The organism is Alicyclobacillus fastidiosus (assembly GCF_026651875.1).
In the GTDB taxonomy this organism is placed as follows: Bacteria; Bacillota; Bacilli; order Alicyclobacillales; family Alicyclobacillaceae; genus Alicyclobacillus; species Alicyclobacillus fastidiosus.
Genome location: NZ_CP104067.1, coordinates 1,288,437 through 1,306,350, shown reverse-complemented (window position 1 = coordinate 1,306,350; position 17,914 = coordinate 1,288,437). Strand labels below are relative to the sequence as shown.

At 47.7% G+C, this 17,914-nt stretch carries 13 protein-coding genes; 2 read left to right on the top strand and 11 right to left on the bottom strand.

What is annotated here, in order from left to right:
• Nucleotides 1-82 precede the first annotated feature (82 nt).
• The 3 genes from NZD89_RS06580 to NZD89_RS06570 all read right to left on the bottom strand — a co-directional run bounded on the left by NZD89_RS06580 (nt 83) and on the right by NZD89_RS06570 (nt 5,427).
• A complete protein-coding gene (locus tag NZD89_RS06580) occupies nt 83-2,578 on the bottom strand; it encodes a TOTE conflict system archaeo-eukaryotic primase domain-containing protein (RefSeq protein ID WP_268006948.1) in 2,496 nt (831 codons plus the stop codon).
• A gap of 316 nt (nt 2,579-2,894) precedes the next feature.
• Nucleotides 2,895-4,376, bottom strand: coding sequence for an MFS transporter (locus NZD89_RS06575; RefSeq protein WP_268006947.1), 1,482 nt, complete (start codon nt 4,374-4,376; stop codon nt 2,895-2,897).
• A 250-nt stretch (nt 4,377-4,626) separates the two neighbouring features.
• A complete protein-coding gene (locus tag NZD89_RS06570) occupies nt 4,627-5,427 on the bottom strand; it encodes an MFS transporter (protein WP_268006946.1) in 801 nt (266 codons plus the stop codon).
• 159 nt (nt 5,428-5,586) lie between these two features.
• Between NZD89_RS06570 and NZD89_RS06565 the strand changes: the two genes are divergently transcribed.
• Nucleotides 5,587-6,948, top strand: a complete 1,362-nt coding sequence (locus NZD89_RS06565; protein WP_268004608.1) for an IS4 family transposase — start codon at nt 5,587-5,589, stop codon at nt 6,946-6,948.
• A gap of 150 nt (nt 6,949-7,098) precedes the next feature.
• Here NZD89_RS06565 and NZD89_RS06560 read toward each other — a convergent pair whose 3' ends face one another.
• From NZD89_RS06560 to NZD89_RS06545, 4 genes are all read right to left on the bottom strand, one after another.
• On the bottom strand, nt 7,099-7,554 hold the full coding sequence (locus NZD89_RS06560; RefSeq protein WP_268006945.1) for an MFS transporter: 456 nt from the start codon (nt 7,552-7,554) through the stop codon (nt 7,099-7,101).
• A 107-nt stretch (nt 7,555-7,661) separates the two neighbouring features.
• Nucleotides 7,662-8,795 carry a mandelate racemase/muconate lactonizing enzyme family protein gene (locus tag NZD89_RS06555; RefSeq protein WP_268006944.1) on the bottom strand — a complete coding sequence of 378 codons (1,134 nt, stop codon included), beginning with the start codon at nt 8,793-8,795 and terminating at the stop codon, nt 7,662-7,664.
• Between the two features lie 4 nt (nt 8,796-8,799).
• Nucleotides 8,800-9,678, bottom strand: a complete 879-nt coding sequence (locus tag NZD89_RS06550; RefSeq protein ID WP_268006943.1) for an NAD(P)-dependent oxidoreductase — start codon at nt 9,676-9,678, stop codon at nt 8,800-8,802.
• Between the two features lie 14 nt (nt 9,679-9,692).
• On the bottom strand, nt 9,693-11,150 hold the full coding sequence (locus tag NZD89_RS06545; RefSeq protein WP_268006942.1) for an NAD-dependent succinate-semialdehyde dehydrogenase: 1,458 nt from the start codon (nt 11,148-11,150) through the stop codon (nt 9,693-9,695).
• 221 nt (nt 11,151-11,371) lie between these two features.
• On the opposite strand from NZD89_RS06545, the gene NZD89_RS06540 reads away from it, so the two are divergent.
• Nucleotides 11,372-12,154: a GntR family transcriptional regulator gene (locus NZD89_RS06540; protein ID WP_268006941.1), complete on the top strand. Its 783-nt coding sequence runs from the start codon at nt 11,372-11,374 to the stop codon at nt 12,152-12,154.
• 1,743 nt (nt 12,155-13,897) lie between these two features.
• Here NZD89_RS06540 and NZD89_RS06535 read toward each other — a convergent pair.
• The 4 genes from NZD89_RS06535 to NZD89_RS06520 all read right to left on the bottom strand — a co-directional run bounded on the left by NZD89_RS06535 (nt 13,898) and on the right by NZD89_RS06520 (nt 17,914).
• A complete protein-coding gene (locus NZD89_RS06535) occupies nt 13,898-14,752 on the bottom strand; it encodes a class II fructose-bisphosphate aldolase (protein WP_268006940.1) in 855 nt (284 codons plus the stop codon).
• A 78-nt stretch (nt 14,753-14,830) separates the two neighbouring features.
• Nucleotides 14,831-15,679, bottom strand: a complete 849-nt coding sequence (locus NZD89_RS06530) for a family 4 glycosyl hydrolase (protein WP_268006939.1) — start codon at nt 15,677-15,679, stop codon at nt 14,831-14,833.
• A gap of 207 nt (nt 15,680-15,886) precedes the next feature.
• A complete protein-coding gene (locus NZD89_RS06525) occupies nt 15,887-16,174 on the bottom strand; it encodes a UTRA domain-containing protein (protein ID WP_326492913.1) in 288 nt (95 codons plus the stop codon).
• 225 nt (nt 16,175-16,399) lie between these two features.
• Entirely contained in the window at nt 16,400-17,914 is a 1,515-nt protein-coding gene (locus NZD89_RS06520; RefSeq protein ID WP_268006937.1) for a malate:quinone oxidoreductase, read from the bottom strand.

The following is a 17,914-nucleotide window of genomic DNA, read 5'->3' as shown; positions in this document are numbered from 1 at the left end:
CGCGATTAAAGACGTTCCTTTCCATTTCTTCGGGCGTATAAATGATTCCATTCCCCATGTCATTAAAACAGTGTGGATTCATTCATGAATTCCGCTCTGTGTAGCCCATCGCTTGATATCCCTTAAGTCTTTTTTGGTACATGCGCGATAACATGGGAACATGGTCATCAACATAGTCATAGATTTGAACCTCATCCTTTAGATCGTAAATACGGTGCAATCGTCCTGCATACTGCTGCAGTGTTCCCTTCCAAGAAATCGGCAGAACAAGAAAAAGAGTATCCAGACGTTCATCATCGAATCCCTCACCGATAAACCGACCAGTCGCAAGTATGACTCGTTCTTCTCCCGGTGGAATGGCATTTATCTTTTCCTGAGCAACTTTCAACTGCTTCTTGCCCATGCCTCCACGTAGAACAATGATATTCTTTGCAAAGCCCTTTAGTCTCTTCTCAAAATACTCGAGATGAGACCTCCGATCTGTCAGCAAAATTGGTGATCTGCCTTGATCTAAGGCGGACAGCAAGTCGTCAAATATCATGTCGTTCCTTGATTCATCAAACAGTAACCTATCGTACACTTGTTGTATTCTTAAATTTGATTCATCGTCGGAGAGCTTGAAATTCGTATGCCGAGGTATGACAACATGAGTGAAAGGACGCTTCATTGCTTGAGATTTTGCATCAACTCTATAACGAACGGGTCCGCATTGCATCAACACGATAGGATGCTTCCCATCCTTGCGGGCCAGTGTTGCTGTCAATCCAAGTACATACCTTGCTCTTGCCTGTCTTAGGACATGTTCAAAACTGACTGCAGAAATGTGATGGCATTCGTCGACAATGATATGACCATAATCCGCCACGAAGTCTTTGACCTCTCGGTTCACGTAGAGGCTCTGGATTAAGGCAATGTCGATCCGCCCTGTTCTCTTCGATTTTCCACCACCTATCACGCCAATTTCCTTTATGGCAATATTCAAAAACGCCGCCAACCGCTCGCGCCATTGTTCCATCAACTGTGTTCGGTGCACCAAAATAAGTGTATTCGTAGCTCTGGCGGCGATCATCCAAGCAGCGACGACTGTCTTCCCAAAGGCAGTGGTTGCCGTCAATGTACCAATATCATGCTTCGCCAATTGGTCAACGGCATTGCGTTGCTCTTCGCGTAGTTTACCCCTGAACTCCACATCGATTTTCGCGCCACGATTACGTTTGTCGTCAATCACGATTTCTGTATTGTGACCATTCAGACGTTCAGCAACTTCGTCTTGGCAACCTCGTGGCAAAGCAATATAGTCTGGTGTTTCTTCAGAGCAATCAATAATACGTGGTATGCCGTACGTCGACAATCTCATAGCCTGAGCTTTATAAAACTCAGGATTTTGAAAAGCTGCCAAACCTCTGAAAAAGTTGATTTGGGACGAGTTCAGGCTCTGTTTCTGGATATAAAGCATATTTGAAAGTACGATTTGCAGTTGGTTCGGAAGCGTTTCCGGGAGAGAAGAAACGGATTGCTGGGATGACCAATTCCAAGGCTCATATCCGTTCGTATCATTGGTCAACGTCTTAGCAACACAAATGGTATCTCCCCTCTGTTCCGCTTCACGGACGATAGCTTCGACTTCTGACGACTTCATTTTCCGGAGTGATGAAAGATAGATCCACTGATCAGGGTAGGGAATAAACTTGGCGTCTATAAACAAACTGTTCCCTTCCTTACCAGCTAGCCGCTGCAGTGGTAACGCAATTAAATTGCCAAGCTTTTTATCTTTCGGCAATGTATCCTGGTTAGGAAACATTCTGTCGTACGAATCTAAGCCAATTTGATGTCGCTTCTCCAAAGTGCGGGTTAACAAAGTCGCACCTAACGCACGTGCAGTTCGAGCCAACACAGGTTCATGAAAGAAAATCCACACATGGCCACCATTGCCGGAGCGGGATCGCTCTAAAGCTGCAGGGATGTTAAATTGATAACAGGTTTCCAAAAATGCAGTCGCATCATCTTCCCAACTGTGCTTATCAAAATCGATGGCAAGAAACCAGCATGTTTCATCAAGCAATAGTGGATACAGACCGACAACTACTGGATGCTTTTCATCTTGCAAATGAGCCCGAATGACATCATCCGTTAGCGGTAGGTTGTCGCCCCACGTAATTTCCCCATTTTCCTTACGAAAGTATTGGCGTTTAGGATAATACGGTGCTTTGCCAGTCTGTTCCGCCCCTCGCACGGCATAAACATCGTCCCGGCCCCTGAAGTAGCTGCGGAACAAAGCAACCTTCTCACTGATCGTAGATCTCTTTGTCACTGGATGGGAAAACGGTGGCGAGCTTTCCGCCACATTTGTATTGGTACAAGAGGAGTGACTGGAACTTTTGAAAGTCGCTACATGCAGGTTATCCGTAGACACGAACTGTCGGAGACGATTTATCTCTTCGATTAAAGATGCCGCTTGCGCCTGTAATCGCTCGTTCTCGGCACGCAAGCGGCTGTTCTCTTCTCTCAATCTAAGATTCTCAGTTGACTCCGGAAAGACAAGTTTCAGCTGTTTCGAATCTGCACTTTTCCGAGGCATAAATCCTCCAAATCCATATCCGTACCTAATTTGCAACCAGTTTACAGCAAAGTCGGTAACCCCTGCAACATCCCAACTGAATTCGTACTCGTAGTATTCCCAACAACTGAAACCGCTGCTCCAAGAAAACGTCTTCCTGCCTCCGGTCGTGGTTTTGGTTGGTTATGGTGGAGGCAAGCAAGGATTTCTGGTGTAAAGGACCCGCGGCCTCACAAAACCACGGTGCACGGTTAATCACGGGTGAGAGATAACATGTTCACCATAGCAAGCTCCCCAGTGGCACCTTGGGTCTTATTTTCTCTGACAGAGAAGGATGTTACCCTCGATATACATTCGTGACTTTCATGTCTCTTTTGCAGTCACCAGAGTACACTCCTGACAGTATCGAAACCGTAAAAGCTATCGCAGCAATAACAATAAAAACATTACGAAATGCCTGGATCATCTGAGCGTAGGAGGCCAGGGCCTCACCATGTACTCCCTGCAATTGAAGAAATAATTGATATGAGAGTCCGCCCAACGTCACTCCGAGTCCCATGCCAAGTGTACGGGACATATTCAACATACCACCCGTGATTCCGAGTCTGTTCGATGGAACACTCCCCATGACCTGACTGTTGTTCGGTGGGGTAAATACTCCCATGCCCACACCGACCAATAGTAGCCCGACAAGTGTCGTTGGTACTGAATACCTGACAGTCGTCAACGCCAGCAGACAGCCTCCTAACGTCGCCGATACCATTCCTGCAACTAATGGGCGTTGGGCGCCGAATCTATCGGAAATGGCTCCGGAGATGGGTGTGAAAATCGTCATTCCAATTGGGATTGCTGTTAAGAACAGTCCAGAAGTAAGTGCATCTAACCGTCGCACATTATCGAGAAAAAACGGTTCTAAGAACATGACAGCGTACATTACCGCAAAAGACAGGAGGCCAGAAAGATTACCCAGCGAAAACACTTTACTTCGAAAAAGTTTTAAGTCGACCATCGGAGATTGGACTCGGTGTTCTATGATGTAAAATGCTGCTCCGCCCACCACCACGACAATGAAGCTTACCACCACCGCAGGAGACGTCCAACTCGCTTGTGTACCTGCATTCAAAATGTACACAATGGCAACAAGGGTCGGGCCCAGAAGTCCAGCGCCCAGAAAGTCAAACTTTTGCCGCTGAGATTTTTTTCCGTCCTGAGGGAGAATGAGTACTCCAAGCATCGTGCCTATGATACCGACAGGGACATTGACGTAGAAAATCCATCTCCATCCGACCAAGGTGATTAATGCCCCACCAATCAACGGCCCCAGGCTAAGCCCAACGCCTTGTGCACTTGCTTGAATCCCGATGGCCTTTCCTCGTGCATGGGAAGGTGTTGCGGCCGTGATAATCGAAACGCTGTTTGCCTGCAACATCGCAGCGCCAACGGCTTGTAATATACGGGCGGGGAACATGAAGATTAACGACGGTGTAAATCCACAAAGAAATGAACCGACAATAAATACCGAAAACCCCATCGTGTACATCCATCGCCGGCCAAACATATCCGAAAGACGGCTAAACGGGACAATGAACGCAGCAAGCGTCAAAATGTAGGAAAGGCTGACCCACTCTACCATGCCTATTGATGTGTGGAGATCACGTTTCATGACCGGCAGCGCGATATTAATGATGCTTGCGTCCAAAGCAGCCATAAATGCTCCAACGCAAACCGTTCCAACGACGAACCAATGGTATCCCTGACGGTCTCGAACACGCTTGAGGGGTAAAGCGTTAAAAAGTTCCCGCCTAGGTGGTTGGTTCAAAATAAATATCCCCCCCTGAAATACTTTCTGCAAACTTAAGTGCAAAATAGGCAACCCCTAACTTTCGAAAAGTTAGGGGTTGGGACACTAGCGGTAAGGTGCAAGCCCATCTGGGATATCCACCTCACACCAGTATTTGTACATAACTAGTGTCTCTCGTGGCTTTAGCTCCCCTTATATGTGCCACATGTTTTTCTGATATATCACGTTTGGAGACGTTTACATGCAATTGTACCGTTTTGACATGTGGTCACCCATTTACCTTTTGAACTATGGGACTAGGTACATATAAATCGTGCTCTACATCTTGACCGTTTGGCTCCCAACGAATGGCGACGCAAGCTATCCATCCAATGAGCGGACAGATGGTAAGTGCGACGAGTGTAATTGACAGTCCTGTTGCGGACAACAAAATCGGGAAGAAAAAGAAGCCAATGATGCTACCAACCCGACTAGCAGCTTCTGCTCCACCAGTGCCAAGTGCGCGCATGGATGTTGGATAAGACAAGGCTGCCATCGTCTTACCTTGCGCTCCAGGGCCGATTGAATGGGCAAGTATGAACACCGCAATTGGAATCACCCCTAGAATTGCTGGAATGTTCCCATTGGTGAATCCTGCGAATAAGAGGCTAAGTCCGGCTACAACGTATCCCCATATGGCGAGCTTCCTCATACCATAACGAGAGCTCAAATAAGCGCCACCAAATCCACCGATAATGCCGAACAGATTGAAAATAAGTGTGCCTGTCAGACTGTGTACCATACCTTTGCCAAAAATGTAGGTCGAAATAACCGGGATATAAAAACCGATTGCAAAGTACTGCATAGCTTGTGTGCCGGAGACAACCATAGATAAGACGGATCGACCTCGGTACTTTTTCGAAAATAGAATGGATACAGGGATCCGTTGACCTTTTTTTGGTACTGTTAAAGAATCCGCTTCAACACGAACCGAAATTTTGTACGTACGTTCTAAAATCTTTGCTGTGTCTGTCAAAGGCAGGTTCTCTGCCGCCCACATCGGACTTTCGTTCATATAGATGTAGCGCATTATTAACTCAACTTTCGCAGAGTGAAATGTGTAGCTAGCCCTTGTGGCGTAAAGACTTGAACGGATTAGAATATTAGCGTTGACAAATCAAAAGCACCACTTCCTTTGGTATAGTAAATGCGACCAAACACTACCATACCGGAAGAGGTGCTCTCCTATATGATAGGTTATGAGACGGAAAACAACAATCAATTGCCTGTCGAAATTCGTCCTGCCTTTCAAGAACTAAAGGTCCTTAAGCATCTGCGTAATGCTGGCATCACCAAGAGGTTTGGGGTTGCGTGTTCCTACCTATTCCAGCTTGTGTTTGTGCTCATCTTCCATCATCGAAACTGGTTTCAATTTCTTGATAGCGCAAAGTCAGAATCATATCCTGGCAAGGATGCTGTGTACCGTTTTCTCAATCATGCCGGATTTGCATGGCGACGCTTTCTCCTATTGCTCAGTGTGGAGGCCGTGAACAAAACCAGTTCGTTAACATCTGACAAGCGTGTCAGCGTATTCGTTGTCGATGACTCCATGTATGAGCGGAACAGGAGTAAGTGCGTGGAACTCTTGGCTCGATTCAAAGACCATGCACGGAATTGCTACTACAAGGGATTTCGTATGTTGACGTTAGGCTGGTCTGACGGTCATACATTCGTCCCAGTGGACTTTTCTCTCCTCAGTTCCGTCAAGTCGCAGATTCAAGGCTTGGGTCAATCGATTGATAAACGCACTCACGGATACAAACGCAGAATGGAATCACTTCTCCCGGCCCCAGATATCATCCCTGCCATGATTGACCGTGCTCTGTCTGCTGGAATGAATGCCTCGTACGTATTGATGGACAGTTGGTTCACGCACGCTCCGTTGATTCAAGCCGTGCTGGATAGGGGACTGGACGTCATCGGAATGGTCAAGGCGGACAACAAACGATATTTACTCGACGGACGGTGCCTGTCCTTGCAAGAGCTGTACTACGCTGCTACGCCCGTTCAAAGTACGAAGAAAGGAATCTTAAGGTCCATACATACTCAACTGCGCCCAGGCATCCCGATCAAAATGGTGTTCGTTCGTCACCGAACCAACAAGAAGGAATGGCTGGCTATCCTGTCTACAGATACGACGCTGACGGTCGAGAAAATCGTACAGATTTACGGCATTCGATGGGACATTGAAGTGTTCTTCAAATGCACAAAATCATTACTGCGTCTGCAGAAAGAGTTTCAAGGACGTTCCTATGACATGCTCATCAGCCACACGACGATTGTCTTTTCACGGTATATTCTGTTAGCTTGGCAGCACCGCCAGAGCACGGACAACCGTACATTGGGGAATCTATTTCTAATGCTCTGCGACGAAGTGAGCGAACTGGACTGGGCCATCGCATTGAGCCAATTGGTTGAACTTGTAAATGATGTTTCCAAGAAGGCAGGCAAACGACTCTCGAAACTGATTCGCAGTCAACTACAGCGGTGGATCGACGGTTTACCCAGCTATATCAAGGCATATCTCCCTGTTTTGGCCTGCGAAAGTTGAGTTATTAAAATAACGAAAGCAAACACACCGCCAAAACCTACGCACCAACGCCACAGTTCATTGCCTACTCCTGCGTAGAAAAGAATAAATGCCAGGACGGCGGAGCTGACAGTCGCAATGTACCAGAAGCCTTGCCACATATTTACGTTTCTACTCTGTCTTTGTGTTACTGAACTCTGAGATAAAACTGAGAGCAACAGGCATGTCGATCCCAACACCGGCACCCATCAAGAATCGAAAAACTAGGAAAACCGCGTAGTTCGGCGCAAACGCAGCACCCAACGCGGAAATTACCAGTAAAATTAAGTCTAGTAAAAACATTGTGTTGCGCCCACCCTTATCGGTGATACGCCCCCCAACCAGTGCGCCGATCAATGCCCCAAGTGCCATCATGGATGTTGCAAAGCCAAGTGCGAATGAACTCAGATGATACAGTTGAGTAATTTCAGCGCTTCCTGTGCTGAGACTTGTAAAATCATATGCATCAATAAAGATGCCACCCAGTGCTACAAAGATGAGAAGCATACCTCTTTTTTGAAGTGGATTCGTGTTTACGAAGGAAATAACATCTTCCTTCGAGCGAATCGTAAGTTGCCTACCGCTCATTCAATATCCCCCTTTTCCTTTAAGAAGGTTCAAATGCATTACTAGCGGTCTAATCACTCATAGTCTGAGGTACTGTTTATATTGTAGGTTTCGGTATGATAGGATGTTCAGAACGATATATCTTGTAATGGGACCCGATGAAATTGAACAAACTCTTCATCGAGTTCAAAGCCCAAACCCGGCTGTTGTGGCACAGAAATGTGCCCATTAACAATCACGATTGGCTTCGTGAAGAGTCGCTCCCGAAATGGATTTGGATTGGCATCCAACTCTAGGATTACACTCCCTGGGATGCCAGCAACAAATTGAACACTCGCTGCCAAACATACGGCGCCACCAAGGAAGTGAGGTGCGTACGGGACTTCCCAGCTTGCAGCAAGGTCGACCATCCGCCGGCATTCAGAGATACCACCTTGTTTACTGAGATCTGGTTGAATGATGTCGAGCGCATTTCGCTCCAACGCCATCCTAGTGTTCCTTTGACCATACAGGTTCTCCCCAGCCGCAATTGGAATTCCTGTCACTTCTCTAATCAATGACAGTCCTTCCAAGTCATCACACCGCAAAGGTTCCTCGATCCAAGTAAGGTCAAACTCCTTGTAACGTTGCAAACAATGAATAGCTGTCCGACGCTGCCACGCCTGGTTTGCATCAATCATAAGCTTTGTCTGCGCCGGCAAGATATCGCGCATTCGCTTTAGATTGCGGATGTCCTGTTGTTCTTCCTTCCCGACCTTTAATTTAAAAGCTGTTACACCCGCTTCCAGATGTTGTTCTACTAGTTCTTCAAACGTACCTGGACCCAACCCGCTTGCGTAAACCCCGACAGATTCCCTTACTGAGCCGCCAAGCAGTTTTGCAACCGAGTATCCGGTGTGTTTACCCAGTAGATCCCAAAGCGCCATATCAACACCGCTAATGCTGTGATATATCGGTCCTAAAGCGCCCCACTGAAGCCCCATTACGGTGTGAGTCTTAAGCAGTTTTTGATGGATTCTTCCGATGTCCCTCGGATCTTCTCCGACTACCAACGGTTCGATCCCATGCTTTAGTGTTGCTATCTTCTCGTAGACCCCCCACGAGGGGAAGTTGTTCCATATCTCACCAATCCCGTATTCACCCGTATCGGCCTCCACGGAGACTAAGACGCAAGTTCGTGATGTCATCATTCCGAAACTTGTAACTACAGGGCTATCTAACGGTACTCGTAGTACAATTGGCTCCACCTTAGTGATCTTCATGTCGTTATTGACTCCTAACGGCGGTCGGTTTAAACAATTTGTAGACCGCAGCACAGTCCTCGTCGCCGTAGCCAGCGTCAACAGCCTTGCTAAAGTACTCAAGAGCTAATTCACTAAACGGGCATGGCTGGTTCAACTCGCTTGCCATCTCGACACCTAGGCGTACGTCCTTTCGGGTCAGGTGAACTGAAAATCCCGGTGTGAAGTCTTCGTTCAAGATTTTGGGTCCACGTAACGTCAGTTGGTAGGAGTCCGCTCCCGTTGTAGCCAACAACTGTTGTAATAGCAACGGATCGATACCGGCCTCTTCACCAATCCGCAACCCCTCGCTCAGAACCAAGGCGTTCGTCATACCAATAAGGTTACTGACAATTTTAAACCCAGTCGCCTGCTCGACATCCCCCAAGTAGTGCACGGATGTGCTAATGTCATTTAGTAGATCCAAGTACGTTTCGTAAACCTCTCTACGTCCACCCGCGTATATCGGTTGTGTCCCCTCTTCTGCCTGAAGCGGACCTTTTCCTAACGGACATGCTAGGAAGGCAACTCCGTGCCTTGCAGACGCATCTGAAAGCATCCGCGCAGTAGACGGATCGATCGTACTGACATCTATTACTACTGACCCAGATTTCATAAGACCTAATATGTTCTCCTCGTGCACAAGGAGATCCGTGAGGTGTTTCGGTAACGGAAGGCTAGTGAACAGCACGTCCGCAGACGCGGCAAGTTCGGAAGGAGATGCGGCTGCCGTCCCGCCAATCTCCAACACCCGCGATACAGCTTCTTCACTGAGGTCGAATACAGTCACATCATAACCGTGGCGCACCAGGTTTCGGGCCAATCCGCCACCCATTCGGCCAACACCAATAAATCCAACTTTCATGATTTTTCTCCCCCTTAGCGGTTCACAGAACGATTCGACATACTAATGGACATATACTTATATTCCAAGAATGACTCCATACCGAAATAACCACCTTCAGTACCGATGCCACTGGACTTCCAGCCACCAAACGGCGCCTGTACGACACCTGGGAGTGGATCATTCAATCCGACGATTCCGTACTCCAGTGATTCACCCATACGAAATGCTCTTTCAAAATCGCTTGTAAATACGTATGCGGCCAGTCCATAGTCAACGGCATTAGAATCCCGTAGCACCTCTTCTTCAGAAGTAAAGGATATTAGGGGTGCTACCGGACCGAATGTCTCGTCCTGACAAATGCGCATGGTATTTGAAACGTGCGTAAGAATGGTTGGTGCATAAAAGGCACCCCTAAGAGCGGACGGTTGAACTGATGTTCCACCCAGCACTACTTCAGCTCCGTTTGCGACCGCGTCATCGACTGCTGCTTGAATGCGTTGCAGAGCATCTAAGTGGATGACCGGTCCAACCTCTACACTTTCGTCTAAGCCGTTTCCGACTTTCAGTTGTGTAACTTTATCTACAAGCTTTTCGGTGAACATATCGAAAACGGATTCATGAACATAAACACGGTTTGCACAGACGCAAGTCTGTCCCGCATTCCGAAACTTGCTGACGATACATGCTTCTACTGCAACATCCAAATCAGCATCGTCAAACACGATAAATGGTGCGTTTCCGCCGAGCTCCATCGAAACCCGTTTAACCTGATCCGCCGCACCTTTCATTAGGTACTTACCAACTCGTGCGGAGCCAGTGAATGTAATTTTGCGTACTCTACGGTCAGCAAGCACCGCTTCACCAAATGCGTCCCCTGGATTTGTGAGTACCAGATTGACCACGCCTTGTGGAAATCCCGCAGCTTCGAAAACCTGAAATATTGCACATGCCGTGAGGGGGGTGTATTCCGATGGCTTCACTACCACGGTACATCCCGCTGCTAGTGCAGGTGCAATTTTCCGCGTGACCATCTGTGCTGGGAAATTCCAAGGAGTGATGGCCGCCACCACTCCAACTGGCTGACGAATGACCATTATGCGTTTGTTTGCTGCTGAAGCCGGAATGGTATCACCGTACACCCTCTTTGCTTCTTCCGCATACCACCGCAGGTACTCTGCTGCGAATTTGACTTCGCCCACTGCTTCTGTAAGCGGTTTCCCTTGTTCCAGAGTTAAAATCTGCGCAATTTCATTCGTTCTCTCCAAGAGAATTTGGTACGCTCGATAAAGAAAATTGGAACGCTCGAGCGCTGTCGTTCTAGACCACGCCGGAAAAGCCCTATGCGCAGCCGTCACCGCAAGGTGAACATCCTCGGTACTACCGGACGGAAAAGTACCAACCACTTCTAACGTAGCTGGGTTCACGACCTCCACATAATCGCCGGTCACCGCGTCTAGCCATTCACCGTCGATGTACATATGTCCTTTCATCCCATCACCACCAATTTGTAATAAAGACATAATGTTATAACATTTATATACGCATAGTAACCTCAGGCATCAGAGTTGTCAATGAATTTTATCAATTTCCTTAGTTGTCGACTAAAACGTATTATTGTTATAACATTATCCTAAATTTTGTACTTAGGTTTAACACCCCATGGGGTAATATGGTATTTATGAAGAGATACTTCACTAAGGGGTTGCTATATATGGATAAATACCAGGTTGGGACTCAGGCCGTCGAGATGCTAAATCACAATAGTCCTATCCCTTTACACTATCAGTTAACTGAAATTCTACGAAGAAACATCCTAAACGGAGATTTAATTGACAATGACGGTAAAGTACCGACAGAAGCAGAGTTAGGAAAAAAATTCCAAGTTAGTCGCATCACTGTGCGGACAGCAATCGACGCATTGGTCAGCGAAGGATTGCTTTGGCGCAAACGGGGCAGCGGGACGTTCTTAAAAACAAACAAAGTAGAAAACTGGGTTGGTCAGCTCATGGGTTTTTCGGAAACAATTCAAGAGGCGGGCTATGAAGCACGAGGGCGTGTACTGAGCACAAGAACAGTGAATACCAAAGATATTCAAGATCAACTGCCGGAAACAGTTGATGGTGTAGAACGGCTTTGGGAGCTCAAGCGCCTTCGTTACGCAGACGAAAAGCCGATTGCTATTGAACAGTCATTCTTTTCGGAGGATATCGGTCGGGTCATTCAACGGCAAGATGACCTCGATAACGTTCTCACTTATCGTTTTATTGAAAGTGAAATGCAAATTCCTTTGAGTGAAGCCACGCAAATGATTACCGCTATAAATGCGAACTCCGAGGATGCCGATATGCTAGCTGTAGAGAAACGCGCTGCGTTACTCTATATCGAACGTGTAACGAAGTCAAAAGACGGACGGTTTATCGAGTTCCTGCGAGCAAAATATCGACCGGATTATTTCAATTATGTTATCCAACTAACGAGGCGTGCAGAGAGGTAATTATGTAAAATATTGTATCTTATTTTTTAAAATACAGAATGCTTTGGGCGAATCTTATATATCGGCAAAAGAGGCGACGGTGAGGTCGCGTTGTGATACAAAGGCTCCAATAACCCGCTCCACCGTACCCATACTTCTGATCATGAGACTCCTGACCAGAGAAGACATGTGTAACCTCCCTGTTGGGTCATAGGCTAATTTTAACAAAGCGGTTGCCACGCATTGCCGCAGTGCAATGCGTGAGTTGTTCTTACATGTGATTGGTCTCCGACGATCAATTCGTTAGGCATATTGGATAGGTTTCAACCGACCCATTGTGTGCACAAAGCAACCTCTGCCCACGGCAATACTGTTTGTATCATATGGGTGTTGTAGTCAAATGCTACAAATACAACAACCCCTGGCAGAACCCTCAGGGGGAATTTTCTTAATGCCGTTTATGATTATTGGATGAAGGCTACAATCAAACACAGCCGTTAGACATAAACTCCCCCTAACCGGTGAAGCGTTAGGAGGTACAGTAAATTCCGTGGTCTGGTGGAGGGTCGCTCCTTGTAGGACAAGGGATTTCTGGTGTAAAGGAGGCGATTCGAACCTACGTCGCAAGCATGGGAGTGTACTATCTAATCATTTCCTGTAAATGTGCTGACTACTAAACGCATGTAGTACCTTTAAAAATCACTACACCACACTCTACTTACTGGTGTCTTGCCGAATAGCTCTATTACTGTTGAATTCTTTATAACCAATAAACGTATACCATTTAATAGTTCTATTTAAAATATCCACCAATATTATACCTCAACGCAACTTAGGCGGAAAAGATTAAAAATATTTTTTATTTATTGATTACGGAACATCAGTCAAATCGATTAAAGTATTGACCTTTAATTTTTATTGAGGTTCAAACACCCTACGTGTCAAATTGAGTTTCGTCTATAAATGTAACTATATTCCGTGCGGCCTAATTCCTTAATCCATTTCCACTAGATGTATTTGCGGCAGTCCAGAGGTTGTTCAGTGGCCGGGGGAGGACGATATAAAAAGTTGAGTACAGCGCGCCAGAAAAGGCAACAACAAGTCCAAGCACAAATTCTCATACATAAAATTACGTTTGACTAGGAAGTAGAGACTCGGTATCCTTCATTGGAACATGATCCCACACGGGAAGAATTACTTTGCAGTTCACGAGAAATTTACTGTAAAAATATTATAATTTGAAATATTAAGAGATGCATGCTAATTCAGCAAGGACCAGAAACAAGGAAACCAGCACGAAATGCCTGCATCAAGTCGTTCCGTAACATATTGAACAGATACAAATTCAGAGATAGTAATAAAAAATGAATCCTGGATTTCAATGAAATGTTTGGGCCAATGAGTGCGTGTAGCAAATAACTTGGACCTCATTACGGAAGATTGTCGAAGGATCGCCCGTGATGGTACAGCTTTTGTTGAAGCGTACGCGCAGGCGTATGAACACAAAAGTCCGATGATGGTGTATGCCCCCTCGTCCACGATAGGCCGTGTAGGTCAAACAATGTAAAGGAGAATTCGATCAATACTGGGTGGTATCGTCGCAAGGCGTTTGCGCGCCTGGACGCATATTCGTAAATGGTTCCCACTACTCCGTACGACGATAGCGTATCGGCTACATCCTTACAGTCCCACCATGCCCCATTCTATCGTCGCACGCATCATTGAGTAATAGGCACAAAACCATTCCACCATCATACGAAGGCTTCACCCCCGCCCCGCGGACCCACACACCTCCATATAATGCTCCACCCGCTCCTGAAACGCCTTTCGCGCAACCACCAGCGCGTCGGGGAATCGCACCTTCGGATCCTCAACCGCTTTGAGAAACGCTTTTGTTGCCGCATCTGCGATCTCGGTGAACACATTCACCTTGGTCACTCCGGACCGGATGGCAGACTGGATGTCGGCGTCGGATAGACCGGACGTGCCGTGCATCACCAGGGGGATGTCGGTCATGTCCCGAATCGTTCGCAGGCGGTTCAGGTCGAGTTTCGGCGCGGATTTGTACACGCCGTGCTTCGTGCCGAATGCGACGACGAGCGCGTCGATGTTCGTTTCCTGCGCAAATGCACGAGCGTCATCTGGACCTGTGAACGTGTTCTCGATGGCCTCGCGGGAGTCGAATGCCTCCCCTTTGCCGACGTGCCCGAGTTCGGCCTCGACCGCAGCGCCATGTGCGTGGGCGTAGGAAACGACCTCTTTGACCTTTTCCACGTTTTGCTCATATGGATGTTCGGAGGCGTCTATCATGACGGAGTGGAAGCCGAGATCGACGGCGTGTTGGACGAATTCGAAGGTGCGACCGTGATCGACGTGGAGACATGCGGTGACGTCATAGCGTTTTCTTGCATCTTCAAAGAGCGTGACCATCGTCGAGATATGGATGTAGTTGTATGTGTATCCTGCGTGGGAATGCGCGAGTGTGACGATAACGGGCGATTTCCGTGCCTTCGCAGCTGAAAACACCGCATCCATCGTCTCTGCACTTTGCACGTTGATGGCTGGTATGGCATATGCGTTTCTCTTCGCATCAGTGAGTAGCTCACGAAACAGTGACACGTCCTACCCCTCCACTCATCAGTAAACAAATCAACTGTCGTTTTATTCTGATAAACAAAGCGCTGGCAGGCTGCGAGGTCAGGCGAACTGCGGCAAGTAATCGCGATGCGCCTCGAGCAGTTCGGTCGCGAGCTGCTCGGCCATCGACTCCGAGGTGACAGATCCGTCTGCCAGTAGGGCTTCGACGAATACATCGCGCCTGCCGGTCAAGGCCGCTTCCACGGTCAGCTCCACCACGTGGATTCTTCGGTTCAGGATGGGAACGACTGTTTCTGGGAGGTCGCTCATGAACAGTGGATAGAATCCGTGGCCCGTCGCCACGGCCGGAAGCTCGAGTACGGCACGTTTCGGCAGATTCGGGATGGCACCTGCGTTTTCGAGATTGACGGAGAACGTTCTGCGCTCATCCAGATACAGCGACCTGAGTATCTCGACCAATTGCTCGTGCTCGCCTGCGTGTCGCGCAAACAATCCACTATCTAGTTCGGCGGCATCCGCGGCGCGCTGGATTAGAATCTTGTAGTCCGCGTCACCCTTGGCAATCACGTTTTCGAACGAGAACGCATCGACTCCAAGCGTTCGGCCGTAGTACTTGCCGTCCCGAAAACGCTCTGGGAAGAACTCGACCACGTGTCTATCGAGTACCGCGGGGAATGCGCCATACGTCTCGTACATCTCCCAGGAAAATGGGTTGTCGTAGTATGTAGGCCTGGCGGTTGCAGCCTGCCCCATTTCCGCGAACAAGTCGGGGGCGTTCGCCGCTTTCTGAAGATGTCGCTTTTGGTCTTGCAGCACTTTGTCGACCTGCCCCCACCCATTTTTACCGCCTACGCGTAGGTCATGGAGAAAGGTGAGGTGGTTTAAACCGACGCCTAGAGACCTGACCTTTGTAGGCTCGACACCGAGGAAACAATCCCCGGAACCCACCGCATTCTTGACAGATACCTCGGGCGGCTGGACGCGATAGATGGTGTCGTGATTGCAGGCGATACAACCGTTGGAACCCCAATGTGAACACGGGCAAGGTCACGCCGAACCCGCTGTAGCCGAACGACCTTTTCCGGCAGCTTCTGTTCGCTATCCTCAGACCACTTCGACTTTGCATCGCGAGCGTTCACGAGGAGCGCTTCGACCTCATGCTCGTTTGGTTTTATCGCCTATAGCCGACAACCGGCCGCATGAAGCAATCAACAACTCCGTGTAGAATTTGCAGCAATCACCTCGGACGATGGATCGACAATACTCGATTGGCGTCTCAGAGATATCGTATGCGATGTGATCTAAGAGCAACGCCGGATACCCTTCTTTGACGTGCAGCATCGCACTCTCGTACTTGTCAATGAGAACCGGCTCAAACGAGCCTTTTTTCTGCATGCGGTTGAGCAGCCCTTCTTGGACGAGGTCTTCGATGGCCTTCTTCACCGTGTTGCAACTCACCTTATATTGGGTACCTTTTATTCTGAAATATGAGGAATACATTCCAGAATCATGTCACACTGCGAGGGGACAAAACAAAAGCATCATGGCGTGTATAGCCCTGTGCTGTACATCGCCATGATGCTCGATATCGCAGAGCACGATACTACGCGTGCTTGGGCGAGCTGCTGAGTGATGTTCGTCCATACCATGGTTTCTACACCCAAAGAATTAGCTATAGACCGGTTCCGGTTCCGGCTCTCTTTCGCTGAGACCAAGCGCCTCTGCTGTTGAAGTATAAATTTCCTGGAAAATGTCTGGGTTTTCCACTAGTGACACGCCATAAGACGGAATCATGTCTTCAATTTTCGGTTCCCACTCGTTCATATATTGTGGGAAGCATTTTTCTAATACCTCTAGCATCACGTGAACGGCAGTAGAAGCGCCTGGAGAAGCGCCGAGCAAAGCAGCTATCGATCCGTCAGCGGCACTCACCACTTCCGTACCGAATTGAAGTGTTCCTTTCCCGCCGTCCTCCGTATCTTTGATCACTTGCACACGTTGACCCGCCACGACGATATCCCAATCCTCGCTTTTGGCGCTCGGAATAAACTCGCGCAGCTCTTCCATGCGCTTTTCATCGGATAACATCACTTGCTGGATCAAGTATTTTGTCAATGCCATCTCTTTTAGGCCTGCGGCCAACATCGTGAGGACATTATTCGGTTTTACGGCACCGATCAAATCAAAATTCGATCCCGTTTTTAAGAACTTTGGTGAGAAGCCAGCAAACGGTCCAAACAGCAAGGATTTTTTGTTGTCGATATATCTCGTATCCAGATGCGGAACCGACATTGGAGGCGCGCCGACCTTCGCTTTACCGTAGACTTTTGCATGATGCTTGGCGACCACTTCCGGATTGTTGCAGACCATAAATAATCCGCTTACCGGGAATCCGCCAATATGTTTTGACTCAGGAATACCGGTTTTTTGTAGTAAAGGCAGACTTCCGCCGCCACCGCCGATAAAGACGAATTTTGCAGTATGGTATTCAATATTACCGGTATCGAGATCATGCACCTTCACTTCCCACATGCCATCACTCGTGCGTGTAATATCCTCGACACTATGCCTGTAGTTTACCTCGACGTTTTTACTCTTTAGGTGGTCAAACAACATGCGCGTTAACGCACCAAAGTTGACATCCGTTCCAGTGTCGATTTTTGTTGCCGCTATCGGTTCGTCCGACGTACGGCCTTCCATGATCAGCGGAATCCATTCCTTTAGTTTTTCAGGGTCATCGGAAAATTCCATTCCTTGAAACAGGGGATTGTTTGACAACGCTTCAAAACGTTTTTTCAAAAACTCAACATTTTTTTCCCCTTGGACTAAGCTCATATGAGGGATTGGCATAATAAAATCCTGCGGATTACGAATCAGATTGCTGTTTACAAGATAAGACCAAAACTGTCTTGAAAGCTGAAACTGTTCATTAATTTTTATCGCTTTGCTAATATCTATCGATCCATCCGGTTTCTCGGATGTATAGTTAAGCTCGCACAGTGCAGAATGGCCCGTACCCGCATTATTCCATTCGTTAGAGCTTTCTTCCCCTGCGTTTGTGAGTTTCTCAAACACTGTGATTTCCCATTGTGGTGCTAACTCTTTCAGCAATGATCCCAAAGTCGCGCTCATGACTCCGGCACCAATTAAGATAACGTCTGTGTTTTTCTGTATGTTGCTCAT

Excerpts from the sequence above, each read along its gene's own strand:
- NZD89_RS06580 (WP_268006948.1), bottom strand. The coding sequence starts at position 2,578 with ATGCCTCGGAAAAGTGCAGATTCGAAACAGCTGAAACTTGTCTTTCCG.
- NZD89_RS06570 (WP_268006946.1), bottom strand. The coding sequence starts at position 5,427 with ATGCGCTACATCTATATGAACGAAAGTCCGATGTGGGCGGCAGAGAAC.
- NZD89_RS06565 (WP_268004608.1), top strand. The coding sequence starts at position 5,587 with ATGATAGGTTATGAGACGGAAAACAACAATCAATTGCCTGTCGAAATT.
- NZD89_RS06560 (WP_268006945.1), bottom strand. The coding sequence starts at position 7,554 with ATGAGCGGTAGGCAACTTACGATTCGCTCGAAGGAAGATGTTATTTCC.
- NZD89_RS06555 (WP_268006944.1), bottom strand. The coding sequence starts at position 8,795 with ATGAAGATCACTAAGGTGGAGCCAATTGTACTACGAGTACCGTTAGAT.
- NZD89_RS06550 (WP_268006943.1), bottom strand. The coding sequence starts at position 9,678 with ATGAAAGTTGGATTTATTGGTGTTGGCCGAATGGGTGGCGGATTGGCC.
- NZD89_RS06545 (WP_268006942.1), bottom strand. The coding sequence starts at position 11,150 with ATGAAAGGACATATGTACATCGACGGTGAATGGCTAGACGCGGTGACC.
- NZD89_RS06540 (WP_268006941.1), top strand. The coding sequence starts at position 11,372 with ATGGATAAATACCAGGTTGGGACTCAGGCCGTCGAGATGCTAAATCAC.
- NZD89_RS06520 (WP_268006937.1), bottom strand. The coding sequence starts at position 17,914 with ATGAGCAACATACAGAAAAACACAGACGTTATCTTAATTGGTGCCGGA.